We start from the raw sequence: 19,260 nt of genomic DNA, 5'->3' as shown, positions 1-19,260 counted from the left end.
AGGCTGCCCTCCCGGTAAGCGCCCCCGGCGCCCAGTATGCGGGTCACCCCGCGGGCCGGATGTTCTGGTTGATCCGGAACACGTTGCCGGGATCGTATTGCGCCTTGACCTCGGTGAGCCGTTGGTAGTTCGGGCCATAGGTCGCCCGGACCCGCTCCTGCCCCTCGTCCATCATGAAGTTCACGTAGGCACCACCGGCCGAGTACGGATGGGTGGCGTCCCAGTAGTCAATCGCCCAGCGTTTCAACAACTCCGCGTTCGCCGGGTCCGGGTCCACCCCCGCGATCACTTGGGAGAAGTTGACGTCCCGGTACGCCCACGCCGTCTCGGATTGGCCGACCTGATGGACCGCACCGTCGATGGGGTACAGGTGCATCGTGGAATGCATGGTCGGCAGCTCCTGGGCGAAGCGGGCGTGGGCCGCAACCGCGCCGTCGGGCACCGTGCGGAAGAAGTCTCCGCGCCAATACCATTGCAGCCCTTTGGGATACAGGCCGTCGAAGGTGGACTGCAGCGCCGGGAAAGGCGCGGCGCCCAGCCCGTCGAAGGCCGGTTCCATCTGCCGGACCGGCGCGAACGCTTCCTCGGCGCCGGCGGGATCGCCCGTGTAGCACCAGACCACGGCGCACGCCTTCTGCAGGTGGAACGCCTCGGGGAACGGCGGCGCCGGCGGGACGGTCATGGCCGCGAAGAATCCGTAGAGATCCTCGTCCTGCGCAGGCATGAAGTCCCGGTACCACGAGAGGATGTCGGCGGTGGCCGACGCCGGCCATGCCGTGGGACCGCAGATCACGGTGTGCACGGGATGCAGCCGGAACGTGAATGACGTTACGACGCCAAAGTTTCCGCCGCCGCCGCGCAGCGCCCAGAACAGGTCGGGATGCTCGGATTCGGACGCCCGCACCACGCGGCCGTCGGCCAGCACCAGCTCGGCCTCGACCAGATTGTCGATGGTCAGGCCGTACTTGCGGGACAGGTAGCCGTGACCGCCGCCCACGGTCAGGCCCCCGACTCCGGTGGAAGAGATGATGCCCGACGGCGCCGCCAACCCATATGCGTGCGTCGCGCCGTCCACTTGCGCCCACGTCGCCCCGCCTTCGACCCGGGCGGTGCGGCTGTCGGCGTCCACGTCGATCCGGTTCATCGGCGACAGGTCGATGACCAGTCCGCCGTCCACGGTGCCGAAGCCGGGGCCGTTGTGACCGCCCCCGCGCACGGCGACAACGAGGTTGCGGTCCCGCGCGAATTCCAGGGCGGTCGCGACATCGGCGGGCGAGCCGCAGCGGGCGATCACCGCCGGCCGCTTGTCGATCATGCCGTTGTGGACCGCGCGCGCCTCCTCGTACCGCGGGTCGTCGGGCAGGATCACCTGCGAGCCGAGCCTGGCGCGTAGTTCATCGGTTGCGGTTGTGAGGCTCATGGCCCACACCTCCTTGTTTGCTCGCCGGTCTTGATGCGCCGACGTTACGAGGTCGGTGAACCGCGCGTCATGACCACAACCGAGCATTTCCGAGGCATTCCACGATAGTCACATCTGACTATCGACCGACCAATACCGTCGCGGCTACCTTGTTTGCATGGCGCAGTGGGTGCCGCCCCCGCTCCCGGCCGAACTGATCGCTCGCCGCCGGGGCCCGCTCGTGGGTCGCGACGCGGAACTGGCGGTGTTCGAGCAGGCCTGGGAGCGCGTCGAGCGGGGTAATCGCCAGGCGGTTTTCATCGGCGGCGAGCCCGGTGCCGGTAAGACGCGGCTGGCCGCGGAGGTGGCCGGAACGCTGTTCGACCACGGTGTCGGGGTGCTGGTGGGCAGTTCGACCGCCGACGAGGACCTGCCCTACGCGCCCTTCGCCGAAGCGCTCGACCGGCTGCTGATCGCCGGTCCGCCGGGTTCGATGGCGGAGCCGTTGAGCGACGCGGGGCCGCAGCTGCGACGGCTCTCGTCGGAAGTCTTTCGACATTTGCCCGACGGCGGTCCGGCCCCGGACGTCGGGTCGGCGCGGCAGGCCCTGTTCGACGCGCTGACCGGCTTCCTGCGGCGTTTGGCCGTCGATCGCCCGATCGCGCTGATCCTCGACGACCTGCACTGGGCGCAGCTCCCCACGCTCGCGCTGCTCGAGCACGTGCTGATCGGCTGCGCCGATGTGCGCATGTTGGTGGTGGTCACGTTCCGCACGACCGAGCCCGACCGGTCCGACGACCTGGCCACCCGGCTGGCCGAGCTGCACCGGTTCGACGGGGTGCGGCGCCTGGACCTGGCGGGCCTGGACACCGAGGCGATCGCCGAGTTCGTCGCACGAACCCAGCAGCTGGCCCCGGCGTCGGTGCGCACAGCCGCCGCCCTGCTGCGCGAGCGGACCGGCGGGAATCCGTTTTTCCTCACCGAATTGGTCAATGACCTCGAAATCCGCGGCGGGCTGGCCACTTTGGGCACGCAGCATACGGTCCCCGGGTCCATCGGAGACGCCATCGCCCGCCGCCTCGCCGGGCTGGGGGCCGGCGTACGGGCGGTCATCGAGCAGGCGGCGGTGCTGGGCCAGACGTTCGACCTGCCGGCGCTCATCTCGACCTGCGAGGCGGAGGTCGCCGCGACGTTGGCGGCGATCGATTCGGCCGAGGCGGTCGGGCTGGTCCGCGCGGTGCACGACTCGGATGACGAGTTCGCGTTCGTGCACGCGCTGACCCGGGAATCGGTGCTCGGCGGGATGGCGGCATCGCGGTTAAGGATCATGCACGCGCGCGCAGCCGAGGCGCTCGAGGGACGTGGCGACCCGTCGCTCGTCCCCCGTCTGGCCAACCACTTCCTGATGGCGCACGTACTGGGCTACCACGAGCAGGCGTTGCGCTATGCGCGCCGGGCGGCCCGGATGGCCGAGCACAGCCTGGCCTATGAGGACGCGGCCAAGTGGTTCGAGCGGGCCGCCTCGCTTCCCGAGCTCAGCCTCGCGGAGCGGGCCAGGCTGCACCTCGACGCGGCCGCCAACCACGTGCGCGCCGGCTCCTTCGTGCGGGCGCGGACCATCTACGAACGCATCGGCGCGATGGACGACCCGCTGATGCGGCTGGAGGCTGCCGTCGGCTACGAGGAAGCGAATTGGCGCCCCGGCCAGTCGACTTCGAAGGCGGCCGACCTGCTGGCGTCAGCCCTGGAATCGTGCGGGCTGCAAGCCGATGACCCACGCTATGTGCAGGCGCTCGGCAGTTTCGGGCGCGCGCTGGCCTTCGCCGGCGAGGCGGAGCGGGCCCGCGAGGTCGGCGCCGACGCGATCGAGCGCGCGCGGGCCGTCGGCGACGAGGCGGTGCTGCTGCACACGTTGAAGACGAGCCTGTGGCAGGGCCTCACCCCGGAGATGAGTGAAATCCAGGCGGAGCGTGCCGCCGAGGTATCGCACATGGCGCTATCGCGCCGCGACTACGAGTCGTTGGGTGCGGCGTCACACTTCCACGCCATGGTCAGCTACCTGGCCGGCCGGCCCGACGGCCTGGCCGCCGCGACAGCCGACATGCGGCGTGCGGCCCAAAGCTGCGGTCAGCCCGCCTTCGGCTTTGTCGGCGCGTGCATCGAACAAGCGTTGGCCTACCTGCGCGGCGACTTCACCGGCGCCGAACGATGGGCCGACATCGCCTTGCGCACAGGCGATTTGTTCGGCACCGACGACACCGAGGGCTCGAACGGGGTCCAGATGTTCATGATCCGCCGCGAAACCGGCGACCTGAAAAGGTTCGGCGGCTTCATCGACGGCAGTGAAACGTTCGCCGGCCGCTGGGTGCCCGGGCTGCTTGCCCTGTACACCGAGTTGCAGTGCGAACGCGGCATGAACCGTGCGCTCAATCAACTGCTCAACCGCAACCTCGGCGACCGCCTAGAGGATGCGCAGTGGCCGATGGAGCTGGTGTTCATGGTCGAGGCGGCGTTAGGGCTTTCCCAGCGCGAAGCGGTCCACGCGTTGCGCCCATTCGTCTCGCGTTATGCCGGAAAGAATTTGGTGGCCGGCCAGTTCGTCGCGCTGTTCGGCAGCGCCGACCGATATCTGGCCCGGATGGCGGCGCTTTGCGGAGACGGTGCCGCTGCCGAGCGGCACTTCGCCGCCGCAATCGAGATGGACCGCCGGATGGGCTCGGTGGTGCATGTCAGCGAGACGCTGGCCCGGCACGCGTTGTTCGCCGCGTCGTGTGGTCGCACCGACGACGCCCGGCGGCTGGCCGACGAGGCGCGCGCCATCGCCGCTGCGATCGGGCAGGCCCGCGTCGTCGACCTGGCGGCTTCGGTGCTGGCCGCGGGTCCCGTGGGTCCGGACGGCCTGACCGAACGGGAGGTGGAGGTGCTGCGGCTGCTCGCCGAGGGGTTGAGCAATCGCGCGATCGGCGAGCGCCTCTTCATCAGCACCAACACCGCCGCGAACCACGTGCGCAACATCCTGATCAAAACCGGCGCCGCCAACCGCACGCAGGCGGCGATGTACGCGGCCGACCACGAGCTTCTCGGCTAGCGCCCTCAGATGTCGGACAGCGCCCCGTCCGGCATCAGGCGCTCTTTCACTTCGACGACGGAGTCGGCGGGAAGGCCGGCGCGCGCCGCCGCGGACCTGATGGCCTCCGGCGACGGCGCCTCATACAGGCAGTACGTCTTCCGCTTGTCGGCCGACAGGAACGAGTACATCCAGCGAACGCCCTCGAGGTCGTTGATCCGATTGATACCGTCGGCAACCTCGAGGCCGGGCTCCAGTTCCTCGGCAAAGTTGCGCTCGACCATGAAGATGGGCACGGCGACTCCTGTTCACTGTCTTGGGTCGAGCCTAGGCCGTCGGCGACGATCAAGACATGGGAATTTCCGGCGGCGGCTATTCCCCCGCCGCCTCGGTCTGAGCCGCGAGCAACATCTGCAAGGTCTCACGTAGCGCAGCCAATCGCTGACGGCCTAGGGCCTGCTCCCACTGCCGCTCCAATTCGACTGCGCTAGAGCGCATTACCCGCAACGCTTGCCGGCCGCGTGGCGTCAGCTCGATGATTCGGGCCCGCGCATCCAGCGGGTTGGGGACTCGGGTGACGTAGCCATGTCGCTCCAGTCCGGTGATCGCCTGGGCGACCGCCTGCCGGCTCACTTGGAGCCGATCGGCCAGATCCGACGCGTGCAGGCCACCGGCCGCCAACGGTACGAGCGCGACCGCTTGCCCCGGGCGGATCCCGTCGAGTCCCGCCGCGGCAAACGCCGCCCGCAAGCGTGGCGCCCCGGACGCGGCCACCAGGTTCACCAGCGCGGGAACGGTGGGTTGCCAGTCCGGATGCAGAGGGCGTCGCATGCGAAGAGTGTGCCACCCTCACCGCGATTGACAAGTAACTTGTCAAAATTCGTATTGGCTGCCACGATGGCGTCATGCGATCGCGCCGCGCCCGGGTCGTCAGCGTCTGCCTCATCGCCGTCCTGGCCGCCGTGCTCGGCGGCTGCCTGGGCGGCGGCCATGCGCTGGGAACGCCCGGCTCGCAATCGATCCCGGTCGGGCAGTCCACCCAGAGCGTCGAGTCGGGCGGCGTGAGCCGCACCTATCACCTGTACCGGCCGCAGGGACTCACCGATGCGGCCCCTCTGGTGGTGATGCTGCACGGGGGCTTCGGCACGGGCCAGCAGGCGGAGCGCGCCTACCACTGGGACACCGAGGCCGACGCCGGGCATTTCCTGGTCGCCTACCCCGACGGCATCAACCGCGCGTGGAACGCCGGGACGTGCTGCGGCGAACCGCAGCGCGTCGGCGCCGACGACGTCGGCTTCATCACGACCATGGTCGGCGCCATCGAGCAAGCGTTGCCCATCGACCGGGCGCGCGTCTATGTCACCGGCATGTCGAACGGGGCCATGATGGCGCTCCGGCTCGGCTGCCAGTCGGACGTGTTCGCCGCGATCGCCCCGGTGGCGGGCACGCTGCTGACCGACTGCTCCCAAGCACGGCGCGCGTCGGTGCTGCAAATCCACGGCACGGCCGACGACCGGGTGCCCTACGACGGCGGTCCCGGAAAAGCCTTCGCGCTCAACGGAACTGCCCGCGTCGACGGGCCGTCGGCGCAGTCCGTCAATGCCACCTGGCGCGCGATTGACGCGTGCGGAGCGCCGAACTCGAGCACCACCGGCGACGTGACCACGCAAATCGCCGGCTGCGCGGACGGACGCACGGTCGAGTTGATCTCGGTGGCCGGCGCAGGCCATCAATGGCCGGGCGGTGAACCCAGCCCCCTCGCCGAGAAGCTCGCGGGTATCCCGCCGCCCTCGACGGCGCTGGATGCCACCGACACCATCTGGCAGTTCTTCGCCCAGAACCACCGCTAGGCGTGCCCAATCTCTAAAAATTTAGAGATGCTCTACACCCTGGCCCGCGACGTCGTCACCCAATGGCATCCCGCGGAGAGCGCGCCCGCGCCCGCGTTGATCGAGGACCAGGCGATCGCCACGCTGGCTTTCATCAACGGGATCATGCTGACGTTCGTCGCGGGGCAACCGGCCGTCGACAGCGCCGACCATCTCGACCGGCTCATCCAGGGCGTCATCGCGGGCGTCGCCGCCGTTCGCGGTGACTAACGATCCTCCGCGGTGAGTCGGCGTTCGAGGGCGCCGGCGATGTCCGTCGTTGTCACCACCAGCGCCGTCATGAACTCGATGAGCTGAGGTCGACTCACCTTGATTTGGCGTCGGTACCACTGGGTGACCAGCTCAAGAAGGCCGCCGACCACCGTCAGCGCGGTCAGCATCACGTTGTCATCGGTGCCGGCGGCCGCACCGAGCAGTGCCCGTACCTGTCCGACCATGACTTGGGTGAGAACGTCGATCACCTCGTCCCGACGCCCGGCGAGCGCTTCGGCCGTTTGCAGCTCGATCAGCAGCCGCGGGCGCCGCGGATCCTCGTCGATGAAGCCGAACGCGAACTCGATGACGGCGCGGGCGCGGGCCTCGAGTTCGTGCGGTGACTCCGCGACCGTTGCCATGATCCCCATCAACGCGCGGCTGAATTGGTCTTCGAAAGTCGCGATCAGCAACTCGTGGCAATCGCGGAAGCTCTCGTAGAAGTAGCGGTCGTTGAGCCCCGCGCTTGCGCTGACGGCCCGCACCCGGAGATTGTTCACCCCATGCTCGGCGATCGTGTCGAAAGCAGCGTCGATGAGCTGCCCGCGGCGCTGTTCACGCCGCTGATCAGGGGTTAGGCCACGGTGCACTGCCATTCAGGCTTCACTCCATTGTCGTCTGACTCGCGGACTTGCGCCCGCATCCCACTTTGGTGAAGGATCTCACCAATATGGTTTGGTGAACTGCTTCACCAACCAATCATAGGGGGAGCGGTGCAACGAAAGATCTTTTCGGGAACGGGTTTGGTTGGCGCGACGCGACGGGCCGAACCCCAGCTTGAGCGCACCGGTGAATACAGTGCGCGCCTTGCCGCGTTGGGCGGACTTGCCGTCCGGCGCAGCGCATGGGTGATCGGCACATGGATCGGCGTGGCGGCGATCCTCGCAGTCGCCTTCCCACAGCTGGAGACGGTCGTGCGCCAGCAGTCGGTCCAGCTCTTGCCCGGTGACGTGCCGTCGTTTCAAGCGCTTGATCGCATGGCGGCGGCGTTCGACGAGCGGGGCGCGAAGACCTCGATCGTCATCGCGATGGAAGACCCCGCCGGGCTGACCCCACACGCGCGGCAACGCTACGACGCCCTCGTGGTCGCGCTGCGCGCCGACAGAACTCACGTTCTGCTGGTGCAAGATCTACTCGCCGAGCCGACCACCAGAAGCCGCGCGGTAAGCGAAGACGGAAAGGCGTGGTTCCTGCCCATCGGGATCGCCGGCACACTGGGCGACCCCAAGGCAGCCGAGTCTGTCGACGCCGTGCGCGCGCACGTCTCCTCCGTCGTCAACGGGTCATCGACCATCGCCTACGTCACCGGCCCGGCCGCGACATTCCGTGATCAGATCGGCTCCGGCGAGCATGAGCTGCTCGTCATCTCGATCGCGACCGCCGCCCTCATTGGGCTCATCCTGCTGCTCATATACCGGTCGGTGGCCACCGCCCTGTTGCCGCTATTGGTGATCGGCGCGAGCGTGGCCGTCGGCCGAGGCGTTCTGTCGGCTCTCGGCGAATTCGGCGTTCCGGTATCGCAATTCACCATCGCGTTCATGACCGCGGTTCTGTTGGGCGCCGGCACCGACTACAGCGTTTTTCTGATCAGCCGCTATCACGAACAACGACGGCATGGAAACGCCCCCGAACGGGCCATCATTCATGCCTGCGGCAGCATCGGGCGCGTCATCTTGGCTTCAGCGGCGACGGTTGCCCTGGCGCTGGCTTCCATGGTGTTCGCTCGCCTGAGTGTCTTTCAAGGTGTTGGTCCCGCATGTGCCATTGCCGTGCTGATCGGATTCCTGGCCACCGTCACGCTGCTCCCGCCGCTATTGGCGCTGGCGGCAAAACGCGGCATCGCCGAGCCGCGCGCCGACTTATCGCGCCAGTACTGGAACCGGATCGCCGTCATGGTGGTACGACGACCAACGCCGGTGCTGGCCGCGAGCCTGGTGGTCTTGCTGGCCCTGGCCGGCGTCGTGGCCACCATGACGATCAGCTACGACGACCGCAAGGGACAACCCGCGAGCACCGCCAGCAATCAGGGCTACCAGCTGTTGGATCGGCACTTCCCCAAAGACACCGTCATCAACGAATTTCTGCTTGTGCAATCCCGCACCGACATGCGGACCGCCAAAGGCCTCGCCGACCTCGACGCGCTGGCCTCGCGGGTGGCCCAGCTACCCGGAGTCGCTCGCGTCTCGGGTGTCACCCGTCCGACCGGGAACCGGCTCGATCAAGCGCAATTGTCTTGGCAGAACGGGCAAATCGGCGACAAGATGGCCGGTGCCGTTGCCGATGGCGAAGCCCATAGGGACGACCTCGCCAAGCTCACCAACGGTGCCGACCAACTCGCGGCCGGCTTGGGCCAACTCGACACCACGCTGCGGCGTGCGCTCACACCGCTGACCGATCTCTTGAACCAAACCGGAAGCAGAGGTCAACAGCTGCAGGGCGCGCGGCCCCTGCTGCAACAACTCAACGCCACGGCACCGGCCGTGGATCAAGCCGTGCACACCGGCGCGGGTTTGCGGCCCCTGGCCCAACAAGCCGCCGCCGCCATTGCGGCGATCGAACCACTCGTCGAAGGCCTCAATGCCTCACCCTGGTGCGCCACCACGCCGCAGTGCGCGCAACTGCGCGACGAAACCCGAGTACTCGTCACACTGCGCAACGGTGGATTCTTCGACCAGGTTGCCGGGCTCAGCGATCAGTTCAGCCAAACCGCCACCCTTGCCGGCACACTCACCGATGTCCAAAACGCCGCCACCACAATGCAGCGGACGGTCGGCGCGACCGGCGACCCCGCAGACCTGATCGGCAACATCCACCGCCTGCAAGGCGGCGTCAGCCGGCTCGCGTCGGGCGCCCAGGCACTGGCCGGCGGGGTACATACCCTCGCCGACAGCAACATTCGGCTACTCGGGGGCATGAGCCAGATCGCCGCCCAGCTGCAGAACGCCGCTCGCGCCACCTCCGGATCGGACGCCGCCTCCGGGTTCTACCTGCCTCCGACGACATTTGAGAATCGCCAATTCAGCGACCTGGCAAGGCATTTCATTTCTTCCGACGGGCGCACCGCCCGATTCGCCGTCACATCCTCATACGACCCCTACTCCGCTGACGCGATGGCCCTGGACCGCAAGATCACCGACGTGGCGAACGCCGCCCGGCCCAACACCTCGCTGGAAGGCACCTCCATCTCCATGGCCGGCTTCACCGCCGTCAATTCCGACCTCCAACACATGCTGTCCGCGGACTTCACCCGGCTGGCCACCGCCACCCTGCTGGTCGTCGGCGTCGTCCTGATCCTGCTGCTGCGTTCCGTGGTCGCCCCGCTCTACCTGCTGGGCACCGTCGTACTGAACTATTTCGCCGCTTTGGGCCTGGGAGTGCTGTTGTTCCAGTACGGTTTCGGCCACGCCATCGTCTGGCCCGTCCCGCTCCTGGCCTTCATCCTGTTGATCGCGGTCGGCGCCGACTACAACATGCTGGTGATCTCCCGCCTACGCGAGGAGTCCGCCGGCAACATGCGTGTCGGCGTGCTTCGCACCGTCACCAGTACCGGCTCCGTGATCACCTCGGCGGGCCTGATCTTCGCCGCCAGCATGTTTGGCCTCATGATCGGATCACTCGACATGATGGTCCAGGCCGGATTCGTGATCGGCTGCGGGCTGCTGCTGGACACGTTCGTCGTTCGCACGCTCACCGTTCCCGCTATCGCGACGCTCTTACGCGAGCGGAGCTGGTGGCCCCATCGGTTCAGCGCTTCATGACCCCGCAAGCATGCCGTCGATCAGCCGGTGCAGCACCTGCCGCGTCTCGCGGCGCGTGCGTTTCGGATCCTCGGCGGTCGCGATGAGCATGGCCGCCTCGTCGAGCGCACCGATCAGCACGTGCGCCAACGGCCGCACCGGTTGCTTGGCCAATTGGCCGGCCCGGATCGCCTCGGTGATCAACTGTTCGGTCATGCCCAGGCTGTACCGCTGCGCGACGTCGCGAAAACCGGCCCAGCCCAGCACACTCGGGGCATCCAGCAACATCAGCTGACGCACCTCCGGATCCCCGGAAACCTCCAGCCACGCGTCGACCGCCGCACGGATCGCGTCCGCCGGTGTCGTCGCACCCGACTCGGCCACCAGGGTGCCCATCCGCGCCATCACGTCCCGCTCAACCGCCTCGACGACCTCGCGGAAAAGCGCCGCCTTGTCGGCGAATTGGTGGTACATCGCGCCGCGCGTAACTCCCGCGACGGCCGCGATCTCCGGGGTTCCGACCTCCGCGTAACCCCGTAGCCCCCACAGCTTGCGGGCGGCGGCGATCAGCGCGTCGCGGGTCGCCGCGGAGCGCTCTTCCTGAGTCCGTCTCTTGCTTTCCATACAACCTGTTGGTAACTTACGAACAGACAGCCTGTTTGTAAATGTATCCCGAGGTAGGAGTTCTCTATGTCGACGATCGACATTAGTGCCGGAGCCATCCATTACGAAGCAATCGGACCCGAAAGCGGCCGGCCGGTCGTTTTCGTGCACGGGTACATGATGGGCGGCCAGCTGTGGCGCCAGGTCAGCGAACGCCTGGCCGACCGCGGGCTGCGGTGCATCGCCCCGACGTGGCCGCTGGGCGCGCATCCGGAGCCGTTGCGCCGCGGCGCCGACCGGACCATCACCGGAGTCGCGGGGATGGTCGCCGAGGTGCTGACCGCGCTCGACCTCGAGGACGTGGTGCTGGTGGGCAACGACACGGGCGGGGTCGTCACCCAACTCGTGGCCGTGCACCACCCCGAGCGGCTCGGCGCCCTGGTGCTCACGAGTTGCGATGCGTTCGAACACTTTCCGCCGCCGATCCTCAAGCCGGTGATCCTGGCGGCCAAGTCGAAGACGACGTTCCGGGCGGTTTCCCAGGCCATGCGAGTGCCGGCGGCGCGCAAGCGCGCGTTCGACGGGTTGGCGCACCGCAACATCGACGACCTCACCGAGGCGTGGGTGCGACCGGGGCTATCGGACCCCCGCATCGCCGAAGACTTGCGCCAGTTCACGCTGTCGATGCGCGCGGAGGTGACGACGGGGGTGGCCGCCCGCCTGCCCGAGTTCGACAAGCCCACCCTCATCGCCTGGTCGGCCGACGACGTGTTCTTCGAGCAGGAGGACGGGGCCCGCCTGGCCGCCACCATCCCGAACGCCCGCCTCGAGGTCATCGGCGGCGCCAGGACCTTCTCGATGATCGACCAGCCGGACCGGCTCGCCGACCTGTTGTCGACGATCGCGGTGCGCACGTAACCGCCCGCCCCGCCGGCGGTAGCGTCTTGCGCATGTCAGATACGACGCCACCGCTGCGGGGCCGGCGGATCCTGGTCACCGGCGGAGCGACCGGCATCGGTGCGGCCGCCGTGGGAGCTCTCAGCGAGGCCGGCGCCGAGATCGCCGCCACCTATCACCAGACCCCGCCGCCGGACGGCGTCACGGCCAGCTGGCTGCAGTGCGACGTGCGCGACGCCGACGCCGTCTCGGCGATGGTGCGACAAGCCGCCGAGGGCCTGGGCGGACTCGACGTGTTGGTGAACGCCGCCGGGCTGTGGCAGGCCGGGATTCCCGGTTACATCGGCGTCGACGAGATCTCGTTCCTGTTGGACACCAACGTCAAGGCGACCATCCTCACCAATCAGGCCGCCTACGCCGTCATGAAAGACCAGGACCCCAAGGGCGGCAGGATTATCAACTTCGGCTCGTCGGAAGCCGTGATGGGCAGCCCGATCTCGGCCGTCTACGCAGCCACCAAGGGTGCGGTCCAGGCATGGACGCGGTCGGCCGCCAAAGCGTGGGCGGCGGACAAGGTCACCGTCAACGCGCTGGCGCCGGCGGTGCAGACGGCCGGCGCCGACCGGCTGCGCGAGTTCCTCGGCCCCGACGCGAGTGCGTTCATCGACCAGCAGATGCAGATGATGATTCCCTTGGGCGGGACGCTGGGGGATCCCGCGCGGGATCTCGGCCCGATGCTGGTCTTTCTGGCCGGGCCCGGTTCGGGATTCATCACCGGGCAGCTGCTGGCGGTCGATGGCGGCCTGATGATGGTGGGCGGATAACGAGACGGCGCCCGGCCGCCGCTACCATAAGACGGACCGTCTCGTCTCGCAGAAGGCCGGGCATAGCGAAGGTGATTTGAGACCGATGACTGACGAAACGATTCAGGCGCTGCTGCGGAGGCGCTTGTCCGATCCGGGGGTCGCGGTCAAACACCGCGCCCTGCAGTGGAGTTGGAGTCAGTACCTGGCGGGTTCGGCGGCGCGCGCGGCGGCCCTGATATCCGCCGCCGACCGAGACCGGCCGATGCACGTGGGCGCCCTGCTGGGAAACAAACCGGAGATGCTGAGCCAGATGGCGGCGGCCGGCCTCGGCGGCTACGTCCTCTGCGGCCTGAACACCACCCGGCGCGGCGAGGCGCTCGCGGCCGACGTGCGGCGCGCCCATTGCCAGTTCCTCATCACCGACGCCGAACACCGCCCGCTGCTCGACGGCCTGGACCTCGAGGGAACGCAGATCCTCGACACCTCGACGCCGCAGTGGACCGAATTTGTCAAGGACGCCGGCGAACTCGCGCCGCACCGGCAAGTGACCGCGATGGACCCGTTCATGATGATCTTCACGTCGGGAACGAGCGGAAACCCCAAGGCGGTGCAGGTGTCACACCTGATGGCGACGTTCGCCGGCGTCAACCTGGTCCAGCGCTTCGCGCTCTGCGAGCAGGACACCTGCTACGTGTCGATGCCGCTGTTCCACTCCAACGCGGTCGTCGCGGGGTGGGCGCCCGCGGTGGTCTCCGGCGCCGCGATCGTGCCGGCGAAATTCTCGGCGAGCAGCTTCCTCGACGACGTCCGCCACTACGGCGCAACGTATATGAACTACGTGGGCAAGCCGCTCGCCTACATTCTGGCCACGCCAGAACGCGACGACGACGCCGACAACCCGCTGCGGGTCGCGTTCGGCAATGAGGCCAACGACAAGGACATCGAGGAGTTCGCGCGGCGCTTCGGCGTGCAGGTCGAGGACGGCTTCGGCTCCACCGAGAACGCGGTCATCGTGATCCGCGAACCCGGCACGCCGAAGGGCTCGATCGGCAAGGGGATCGACGGGGTGGCGATCTACAACAGCGACACCGTCACCGAGTGTGCGGTCGCCCGCTTCGACGCCGACGGCGCCCTAGTCAACGCCGACGACGCCGTGGGCGAGTTGGTCAACACGGCCGGCTCGGGTTTCTTCACCGGCTACTACAACGACCCGGACGCCAACGCCGAACGCATGCGCCACGGCATGTACTGGTCCGGCGACCTCGCCTACCGCGACTCCGACGGCTGGATATACCTGGCCGGCCGCACGGCCGACTGGATGCGGGTGGACGGGGAGAACCTCGCCGCCGCGCCGATCGAGCGGATCCTGTTGCGGCACAGTTCAATCAACCGAGTCGCGGTGTACGCCGTTCCCGACGAGCGCGTCGGCGACCAGGTGATGGCCGCGGTCGTACTCAACGAAGGGCACACCCTCGACGCCGATTCCTTTGAAGCGTTCCTCGACGCGCAGCCGGACCTGTCCCCCAAGGCCCGCCCGCGCTACGTCCGCATCGCCACCGACCTGCCCAGCACCGCCACCCACAAAGTGCTCAAGCGTCAGCTGATCGCCGAAGGAACGAATATCGCGGCGGGGGAAGTGCTGTGGGAACGCCAACCACGCGGGACCGCCTATGCCGTCGCGACGCCTACCTCTGACTCCCCGACACCCGCCGGCGGATCTGGCCCTTCGACCGTCGCACCCGCCTGACCGGATCCCGCGTTGTGCCGGCGGCGATCTCGTCACGCAACTGCGCGATGTTGGAGATCTCCGCATACAAGCCGCGGATCGCGTAGTCCAGCACCGCCAACGAGAAGCGCTGGTCCGGGTCGTCGCTGATGCCGAGTTCACGCGACCGCTGCCGCGACCACAACGCCTCGTCCAGCCGCGCCCGGGTCGCCTCGAGGTGCCGGTCCAACGTGTCGACGATGTGTTCGGGGTCCTCGCCACGGGCGAGCCAGGTTCTGAGGATGACGGGGTGCTTGATGACGACCTGGTCCTCGCCCGGGAAGTGCTGCACCCACCGGCGTAGTGCGTCGAGCCCGGCATCGGTGGTCTCGTAGAGCGTGATCGCCCGCTTGCCGGATTGGGCGCCGATTTCGCTCACCATGCCGCGAGCCAACAAGCGGTTCAGCTCGCGCCGTACGTGACTGACCGACGGAGACCAGTAGAAGTGGCCCACCGACAACTCGGCGCGCATTTTGATCTCACCGGCGGTGAGCTGCTCGTCATTGGCGGCCAGCACACCCAGCACGAGGTAGGCGGTTACCGGGAGGCCGTTGCTGGTGCGCCGGGGGCTCACGACTGGCCTACTTCTGGCCGGTGAAGTACGGCAGCGTGACGTCGGGCCCGACGGCGTGGAACTGCACCCGCACGCGCATGCCGATCCGCAAATCCTCCGGGGCTACCCCGACGACGTTGGTCAACATCTGGTAGCCCTCGTCAAGCGTGACGATCGCAGGCGCGTAGGGCGGTTCGAATTCCGCAGTCACCGGACGGTGAACCACCGTCCAGCTGTAGATGTCGCCCTGTCCGGCGCTGCGCTCCCAACGCACCTGCGCCGAAAGGCATTGGCGGCAATGCTCGGTCGGCGGGAAGTTCGCCAGGCCGCAGGCCTCGCAGCGCTGATACCGCAATTCGCCGGACCGGCAGCCCTCCCAGAACGGAACGCTGAGGTGGCTACTCGCGTGGGGCACGGGGCCGGTTTGCGGGCGCAAAGCTTCGGAAGTCACAGCGGTTCGTCTCCCAGAATCAGCAGTGTGGTGAACAAGGCCCCCGCTCCCCCGTTGCTGCACAACGCGATGTGCGCGTCGGGAACCTGAAGCTCGCCCGCCTGGCCGCGTAGCTGCTGGACGGCGCGGACGGCCCGCTGCATCATCTGCGGATTGGAGCCCGCGTGGCTGAACGACATGGTTCCTCCATCGGTCGTGATGGGGTGGCTGCCGTCGATGGCGATGTGGCCGTCGGCGACGAACGGTCCGCCCTCGCCTTCGCCGCAGAACCCGAAAGCCTCGAGCTGGCGGATGATTTCGAAGGAGAACGGATCGTAGAGTTCCAGCACGTCGACATCGGCGGGCCGCAGCCCGGCGTGGTCGAACGCGCGCTCGGCCGCACGCCTGCCGACCACACCGTTTACATGTCGGTCGCGTCGCCCGGTGAGGTCCCACGCCGGCGGGTGCTGGTAGGACGGGCCGTGGAAGTCGGCGCCGCTGCCCAGCACATAGATGGGTTGGCTTGCGGGATCGGTCTTTTCGACGTTGGCCACGACCAGTGCACATCCGCCTTCGGAGGTGGTGGCGCAGTCGAGGAGGTGAAACGGGTCGGCGATGGGCCGGGATGCGGTGATGTCGTCGGGCGCGAAGGGTCCGCGTCGGTAGTAGACGGCTTCGGGATTGCGCGATCCGTTGTTGCGGATGGTCGCGGCCACGATCGAGAGTTGTTCGCGCGTCGTGCCGTAGGTGTGCATGTGGCGGCGCGCGATGAGCGCGAACTCGGCGGTGGTGAACATGCCCCACGGCGCGACGAATTCGTTCTCGGGCCGGGTCCACGGCGCCGTCGCCTCGTGGTCGCGGTACTCGCCGGCCTGGGCGGCCACCAGCACCACCACGTCCGCCATGCCGTGTTCGATGGCGGTGACAGCCTCGGTGATCATGCCGACGCCGAAGGCGAGGCCCTGCCAGGCCGGGCCGAGGCGGAGGTCGTAGATGAGCGAGGTGGACAGTGGCCCCGCGCTGATCCCGTCGACGTCTTCGAGGCGCAGGCCCGCGTCGTCGAGTGCGCCACGGATGGCCGCCAGTGCCAGGCTGCGTGAGGTCTCGCCGTCCAGGCGGCGGCCCTGCCGGGTGTTGTGCACGCCGACAATCGCCGCGGTGCGTGTTGTGCCTGCCACTTCCGTGATCCTTCGCGTTAGTTTTCGTCCGCCACGACGCCGAGGTAGGTGCCGACGACGTCGTACGGTCGCCCGTCGCGGGTGATGGTCCCGATCGTCGTGGTTCGGGCGTCGGCGGGCGCCGCGCCGGCATCGACCACATCGATCCGCACGTCCACCGGACGCGCCGTCTGCGGGTCGGTGATCTCGACGACCATCGCCACCGCGCGCTCGTGCTCGTCCCATTCGACGCCGGTGATGCGGTGCCGGGCGGTCAGTTCCATCACCACCGAGTCCTCGCGCACCAAAAATCGCACCGGTGCACACAGTTCGCCGGGGCGGGGCGGCACGCAGAGGGTGACCGCCATGTCAGAGGCCCGCCGGCCGCGCGCTGATGGCCCCCGACTGCCGCAACGCGGACAACTCTTCTGCGCTGCGCCCCAGCAGGTCCGTCAGGACCTCGCCGGTGTGCTGGCCGTACAGGGGCGGCACCCGGCGGATCCAGCGCCGCGGCCGACCGAGGAATGCGAACGGCATTCCGGTGCACAGGAAAGAACCGGCGACCGGGTGGTCGACGGTTTCCCAAAAACCGCGCGCGTGCAGGTGCGGGTCGCGCAGGAGGTCCGGGGCCGGCGTGACGCGCGCCGCGGCCACCCCGGCGCCGCGCAGCGCCTCGACCGCTTCGGCCACCGACCGGCCCGCCGTCCAGTCGGAGATCAGCTTGTCGATTTCGTCCGGGTGCTCCAGCCAGTCACCGGCGCGAAGATCCGGTTGGACCAGCAGCCTGGCCAGGGACGCGCGGGCGGCGTCGTCCACCGCGGCCAGCGCCACCCAGTCGTCCTCCCCCCGGCAGCGGTAAACCCCCTGGGGCCTGGCGCCGGGGCCTCGATTCCCGTTGCGGCGCATCTCAATTCCGTTACAGGAGTACTCCACCAGCATTTCGGCGGCCACGTTCAGCGCCGCCTCGACCATCGTCGATTCGACGTGCATCCCGGTTCCGTCGCGGTCGCGCACCACCAGTGCCGCCACGGCGGCGAAGGCCGCGTGCAGGCCCGCGATCGGGTCGCACACACCGCGGGGAATCACCGGAGGGCCGTCGGCGTGTCCGGTCATCCACGCCATGCCGGTGGCCTGCTCCATCGTCTGGGCGAAACCCACCCGGTCGCGCCACGGCCCGTCGAGACCGAATGCGGGCATCCGCACCATCACGGCGCGAGGGTTGGCCGCGCGCACGGCATCCCAGCCCAAACCGAAGTTCGTCATCACCCGGGGCGAGAAGTTCTCGATGACGAGATCACTTGCGGCGATGAGCTCCAGCGCGACGGCCCGTCCCGCGTCGGTGCTGAGCTCGACGCTGACGCCGCGCTTGTTGCTGTTGCTGCACAGGAAGACCGGACCCCACTCCCACCATTGGTCCCAGCTGGGTGGGCGCCCGGCGGAGAACCGCATCCCGTCGGGCCGGCGGACACCCTCGACTTTGATCACGTCTGCACCCAGGGCGCCCAGCAGTTGGGTGGCGACCGGCCCCGCCCAGAAGGCGGTGAAATCGGTGATCCGCGTGTCGGCCAGCGGGAGCGCGTCGTTGTCGGCCCCCGGGGGCGGGGCAGGCCGTGGCGGCCAGTGAACGCCGCCGTCGTCCGCACCGAGCAGCGGCGCCCGCCCGGGCGGCCTGGTCGCCATCGCGTCGCTGCGATATGGCACCCTGGGCCGCAACACGCCCGCATCGGACTCGGCGAACACGCCGCGCTCCACGAAATGGTCGATGGTGGGCAACATCTCGGGTGTGGCGATGGGGGCGACCGGGATTCGGAAAGCGACCGCGAGGTCGACGATCTCCTGCGTGGTGCGGGACTGGGTCCACTGCGTGACCATGCCGACGAACTCGTCACGGCGGGCGACACGGCCGTCGAACGACGCCAGCTCGGCGTCGTCGAGGAGATCGGCGCGATCGATCAGCACCAGGAAGTCCTGGAACTGCTGCGCGGTGATGGTGCAGAACCCGACCATGCCGTCGGCCGTGGGAACGATCGACGGCAGTTCCAAACTGCGCCGTCCCAGCAGGGAATCCGCGCCCAGCACGCTGGCCGACATGGCGGACAGGCCACCCATCGCGACCACCATCGCCTCGTACGTCGACACGTCGATCACCTCCCCGCGGCCACTACGCGCGGCATGCCGCGCGGTCGCCGCGGCGACCGCGGCCGCGAAGGTGCCCGCCAACCACTCACCGAGTTGACCGCCGGCCTGCACCGGCTCGTCCTCCGGCCAGCCGCGGCCGGCGGTCGAGCCACACAGGGCCTGCAGGATGAACTCGTTGGCGACCAATCGATCGTCGACGTAGGGGCCCGTCGTGCCGAACGGCGTCACGGCGACCACCACGGTCGAAGGGCCGGTAACCGAACCGATCTCGTCGAGGGCCCACCCGTCGGTCAGGTCGGTGAGCACGATGTCGGCGCCGGCCAGCAGCGCGGAGATCTCCGCCTGCCGGCTTTTGGTCACCGACTTCTTGCCCGCGGCCAGATAGCCGAACAGCGCGCCGGGTGGCCCGCCGGCCGACCGCGCGCGTAGGGAATCGCCCTCCGGCGATTCGATTTTCACCACCTCGGCGCCGGCGTCGGCGAACATCTTGCCGCAGTAGGACACCGCGATTCCGTTGGACAACTCCAGCACGCGCCAGCCCGCGAACGGCGCTCGGGGTGACACGT

At 68.5% G+C, this 19,260-nt stretch carries 16 protein-coding genes and 1 pseudogene; 7 read left to right on the top strand and 10 right to left on the bottom strand.

Annotated features, from left to right (window positions below):
* Positions 1 to 43 precede the first annotated feature (43 nt).
* Positions 44 to 1,420 (bottom strand): FAD-binding oxidoreductase, encoded by a 1,377-nt coding sequence (locus tag A5781_RS19195; protein WP_067210029.1) that lies wholly within the window; start codon positions 1,418 to 1,420, stop codon positions 44 to 46.
* A 157-nt stretch (positions 1,421 to 1,577) separates the two neighbouring features.
* Here A5781_RS19195 and A5781_RS26475 point away from each other — a divergent pair, with 157 nt between their 5' ends.
* Positions 1,578 to 4,487, top strand: a complete 2,910-nt coding sequence (locus A5781_RS26475; protein ID WP_067209969.1) for a helix-turn-helix transcriptional regulator — start codon at positions 1,578 to 1,580, stop codon at positions 4,485 to 4,487.
* A gap of 5 nt (positions 4,488 to 4,492) precedes the next feature.
* Here A5781_RS26475 and A5781_RS19185 read toward each other — a convergent pair whose 3' ends face one another.
* The gene (locus A5781_RS19185) at positions 4,493 to 4,762 is read right to left on the bottom strand and encodes a DUF4242 domain-containing protein (protein ID WP_067209967.1); all 270 of its coding nucleotides are present in this window, start codon (positions 4,760 to 4,762) and stop codon (positions 4,493 to 4,495) included.
* A gap of 76 nt (positions 4,763 to 4,838) precedes the next feature.
* Positions 4,839 to 5,297 carry a MarR family winged helix-turn-helix transcriptional regulator gene (locus A5781_RS19180; RefSeq protein WP_067209963.1) on the bottom strand — a complete coding sequence of 153 codons (459 nt, stop codon included), beginning with the start codon at positions 5,295 to 5,297 and terminating at the stop codon, positions 4,839 to 4,841.
* Between the two features lie 74 nt (positions 5,298 to 5,371).
* On the opposite strand from A5781_RS19180, the gene A5781_RS19175 reads away from it, so the two are divergent.
* Together A5781_RS19175 and A5781_RS19170 are read left to right on the top strand one after the other, a co-directional pair.
* Positions 5,372 to 6,316 carry a PHB depolymerase family esterase gene (locus tag A5781_RS19175; RefSeq protein WP_067209961.1) on the top strand — a complete coding sequence of 315 codons (945 nt, stop codon included), beginning with the start codon at positions 5,372 to 5,374 and terminating at the stop codon, positions 6,314 to 6,316.
* Between the two features lie 30 nt (positions 6,317 to 6,346).
* Positions 6,347 to 6,565 (top strand): annotated as a pseudogene (locus A5781_RS19170) (TetR family transcriptional regulator); the annotation flags it as partial.
* Here A5781_RS19170 and A5781_RS19165 read toward each other — a convergent pair.
* Complete coding sequence (locus A5781_RS19165; protein ID WP_067209958.1) at positions 6,562 to 7,203, bottom strand: TetR/AcrR family transcriptional regulator; 642 nt, start codon at positions 7,201 to 7,203, stop codon at positions 6,562 to 6,564. The pseudogene A5781_RS19170 and the gene A5781_RS19165 overlap by 4 nt on opposite strands.
* Positions 7,204 to 7,350: 147 nt before the next feature.
* On the opposite strand from A5781_RS19165, the gene A5781_RS19160 reads away from it, so the two are divergent.
* On the top strand, positions 7,351 to 10,365 hold the full coding sequence (locus A5781_RS19160) for an RND family transporter (RefSeq protein ID WP_156624846.1): 3,015 nt from the start codon (positions 7,351 to 7,353) through the stop codon (positions 10,363 to 10,365).
* Here the strand turns inward: A5781_RS19160 and A5781_RS19155 are convergent.
* Entirely contained in the window at positions 10,360 to 10,968 is a 609-nt protein-coding gene (locus A5781_RS19155; protein ID WP_067209955.1) for a TetR/AcrR family transcriptional regulator, read from the bottom strand. The genes A5781_RS19160 and A5781_RS19155 overlap by 6 nt on opposite strands.
* A gap of 66 nt (positions 10,969 to 11,034) precedes the next feature.
* Between A5781_RS19155 and A5781_RS19150 the strand changes: the two genes are divergently transcribed.
* The 3 genes from A5781_RS19150 to fadD1 all read left to right on the top strand — a co-directional run bounded on the left by A5781_RS19150 (position 11,035) and on the right by fadD1 (position 14,397).
* A complete protein-coding gene (locus A5781_RS19150; protein ID WP_067209952.1) occupies positions 11,035 to 11,865 on the top strand; it encodes an alpha/beta fold hydrolase in 831 nt (276 codons plus the stop codon).
* Positions 11,866 to 11,897: 32 nt separating this feature from the next.
* On the top strand, positions 11,898 to 12,668 hold the full coding sequence (locus A5781_RS19145; RefSeq protein ID WP_067209948.1) for an SDR family NAD(P)-dependent oxidoreductase: 771 nt from the start codon (positions 11,898 to 11,900) through the stop codon (positions 12,666 to 12,668).
* Between the two features lie 85 nt (positions 12,669 to 12,753).
* The gene (fadD1, locus tag A5781_RS19140; RefSeq protein WP_067209943.1) at positions 12,754 to 14,397 is read left to right on the top strand and encodes a fatty-acid--CoA ligase FadD1; all 1,644 of its coding nucleotides are present in this window, start codon (positions 12,754 to 12,756) and stop codon (positions 14,395 to 14,397) included.
* On the opposite strand, the gene A5781_RS19135 is transcribed toward fadD1, so the two are convergent.
* From A5781_RS19135 to A5781_RS19115, 5 genes are read right to left on the bottom strand one after another with little or no spacing between them, the layout of a single operon-like run.
* Positions 14,336 to 14,989: a PadR family transcriptional regulator gene (locus A5781_RS19135; protein WP_067209939.1), complete on the bottom strand. Its 654-nt coding sequence runs from the start codon at positions 14,987 to 14,989 to the stop codon at positions 14,336 to 14,338. The genes fadD1 and A5781_RS19135 overlap by 62 nt on opposite strands.
* 7 nt (positions 14,990 to 14,996) lie before the next feature.
* Complete coding sequence (locus A5781_RS19130) at positions 14,997 to 15,419, bottom strand: Zn-ribbon domain-containing OB-fold protein (protein ID WP_067209934.1); 423 nt, start codon at positions 15,417 to 15,419, stop codon at positions 14,997 to 14,999.
* Positions 15,416 to 16,576 carry a thiolase family protein gene (locus A5781_RS19125; protein WP_067209930.1) on the bottom strand — a complete coding sequence of 387 codons (1,161 nt, stop codon included), beginning with the start codon at positions 16,574 to 16,576 and terminating at the stop codon, positions 15,416 to 15,418. The genes A5781_RS19130 and A5781_RS19125 overlap by 4 nt, the downstream gene beginning before the upstream one ends.
* Positions 16,577 to 16,593: 17 nt before the next feature.
* A complete protein-coding gene (locus A5781_RS19120) occupies positions 16,594 to 16,923 on the bottom strand; it encodes a hypothetical protein (RefSeq protein WP_067209927.1) in 330 nt (109 codons plus the stop codon).
* Between the two features lies 1 nt (position 16,924).
* Entirely contained in the window at positions 16,925 to 19,258 is a 2,334-nt protein-coding gene (locus A5781_RS19115; RefSeq protein ID WP_067209923.1) for a CoA transferase, read from the bottom strand.
* Between the last annotated feature and the right edge of the window lie 2 nt (positions 19,259 to 19,260).

Source organism: Mycobacterium sp. 852002-30065_SCH5024008 (assembly GCF_001665645.1).
GTDB lineage: Bacteria > Actinomycetota > Actinomycetes > Mycobacteriales > Mycobacteriaceae > Mycobacterium > Mycobacterium paraffinicum.
Note: the sequence above shows the minus strand (reverse complement) of the source record. Positions and strands in the feature narration are given on the sequence as shown.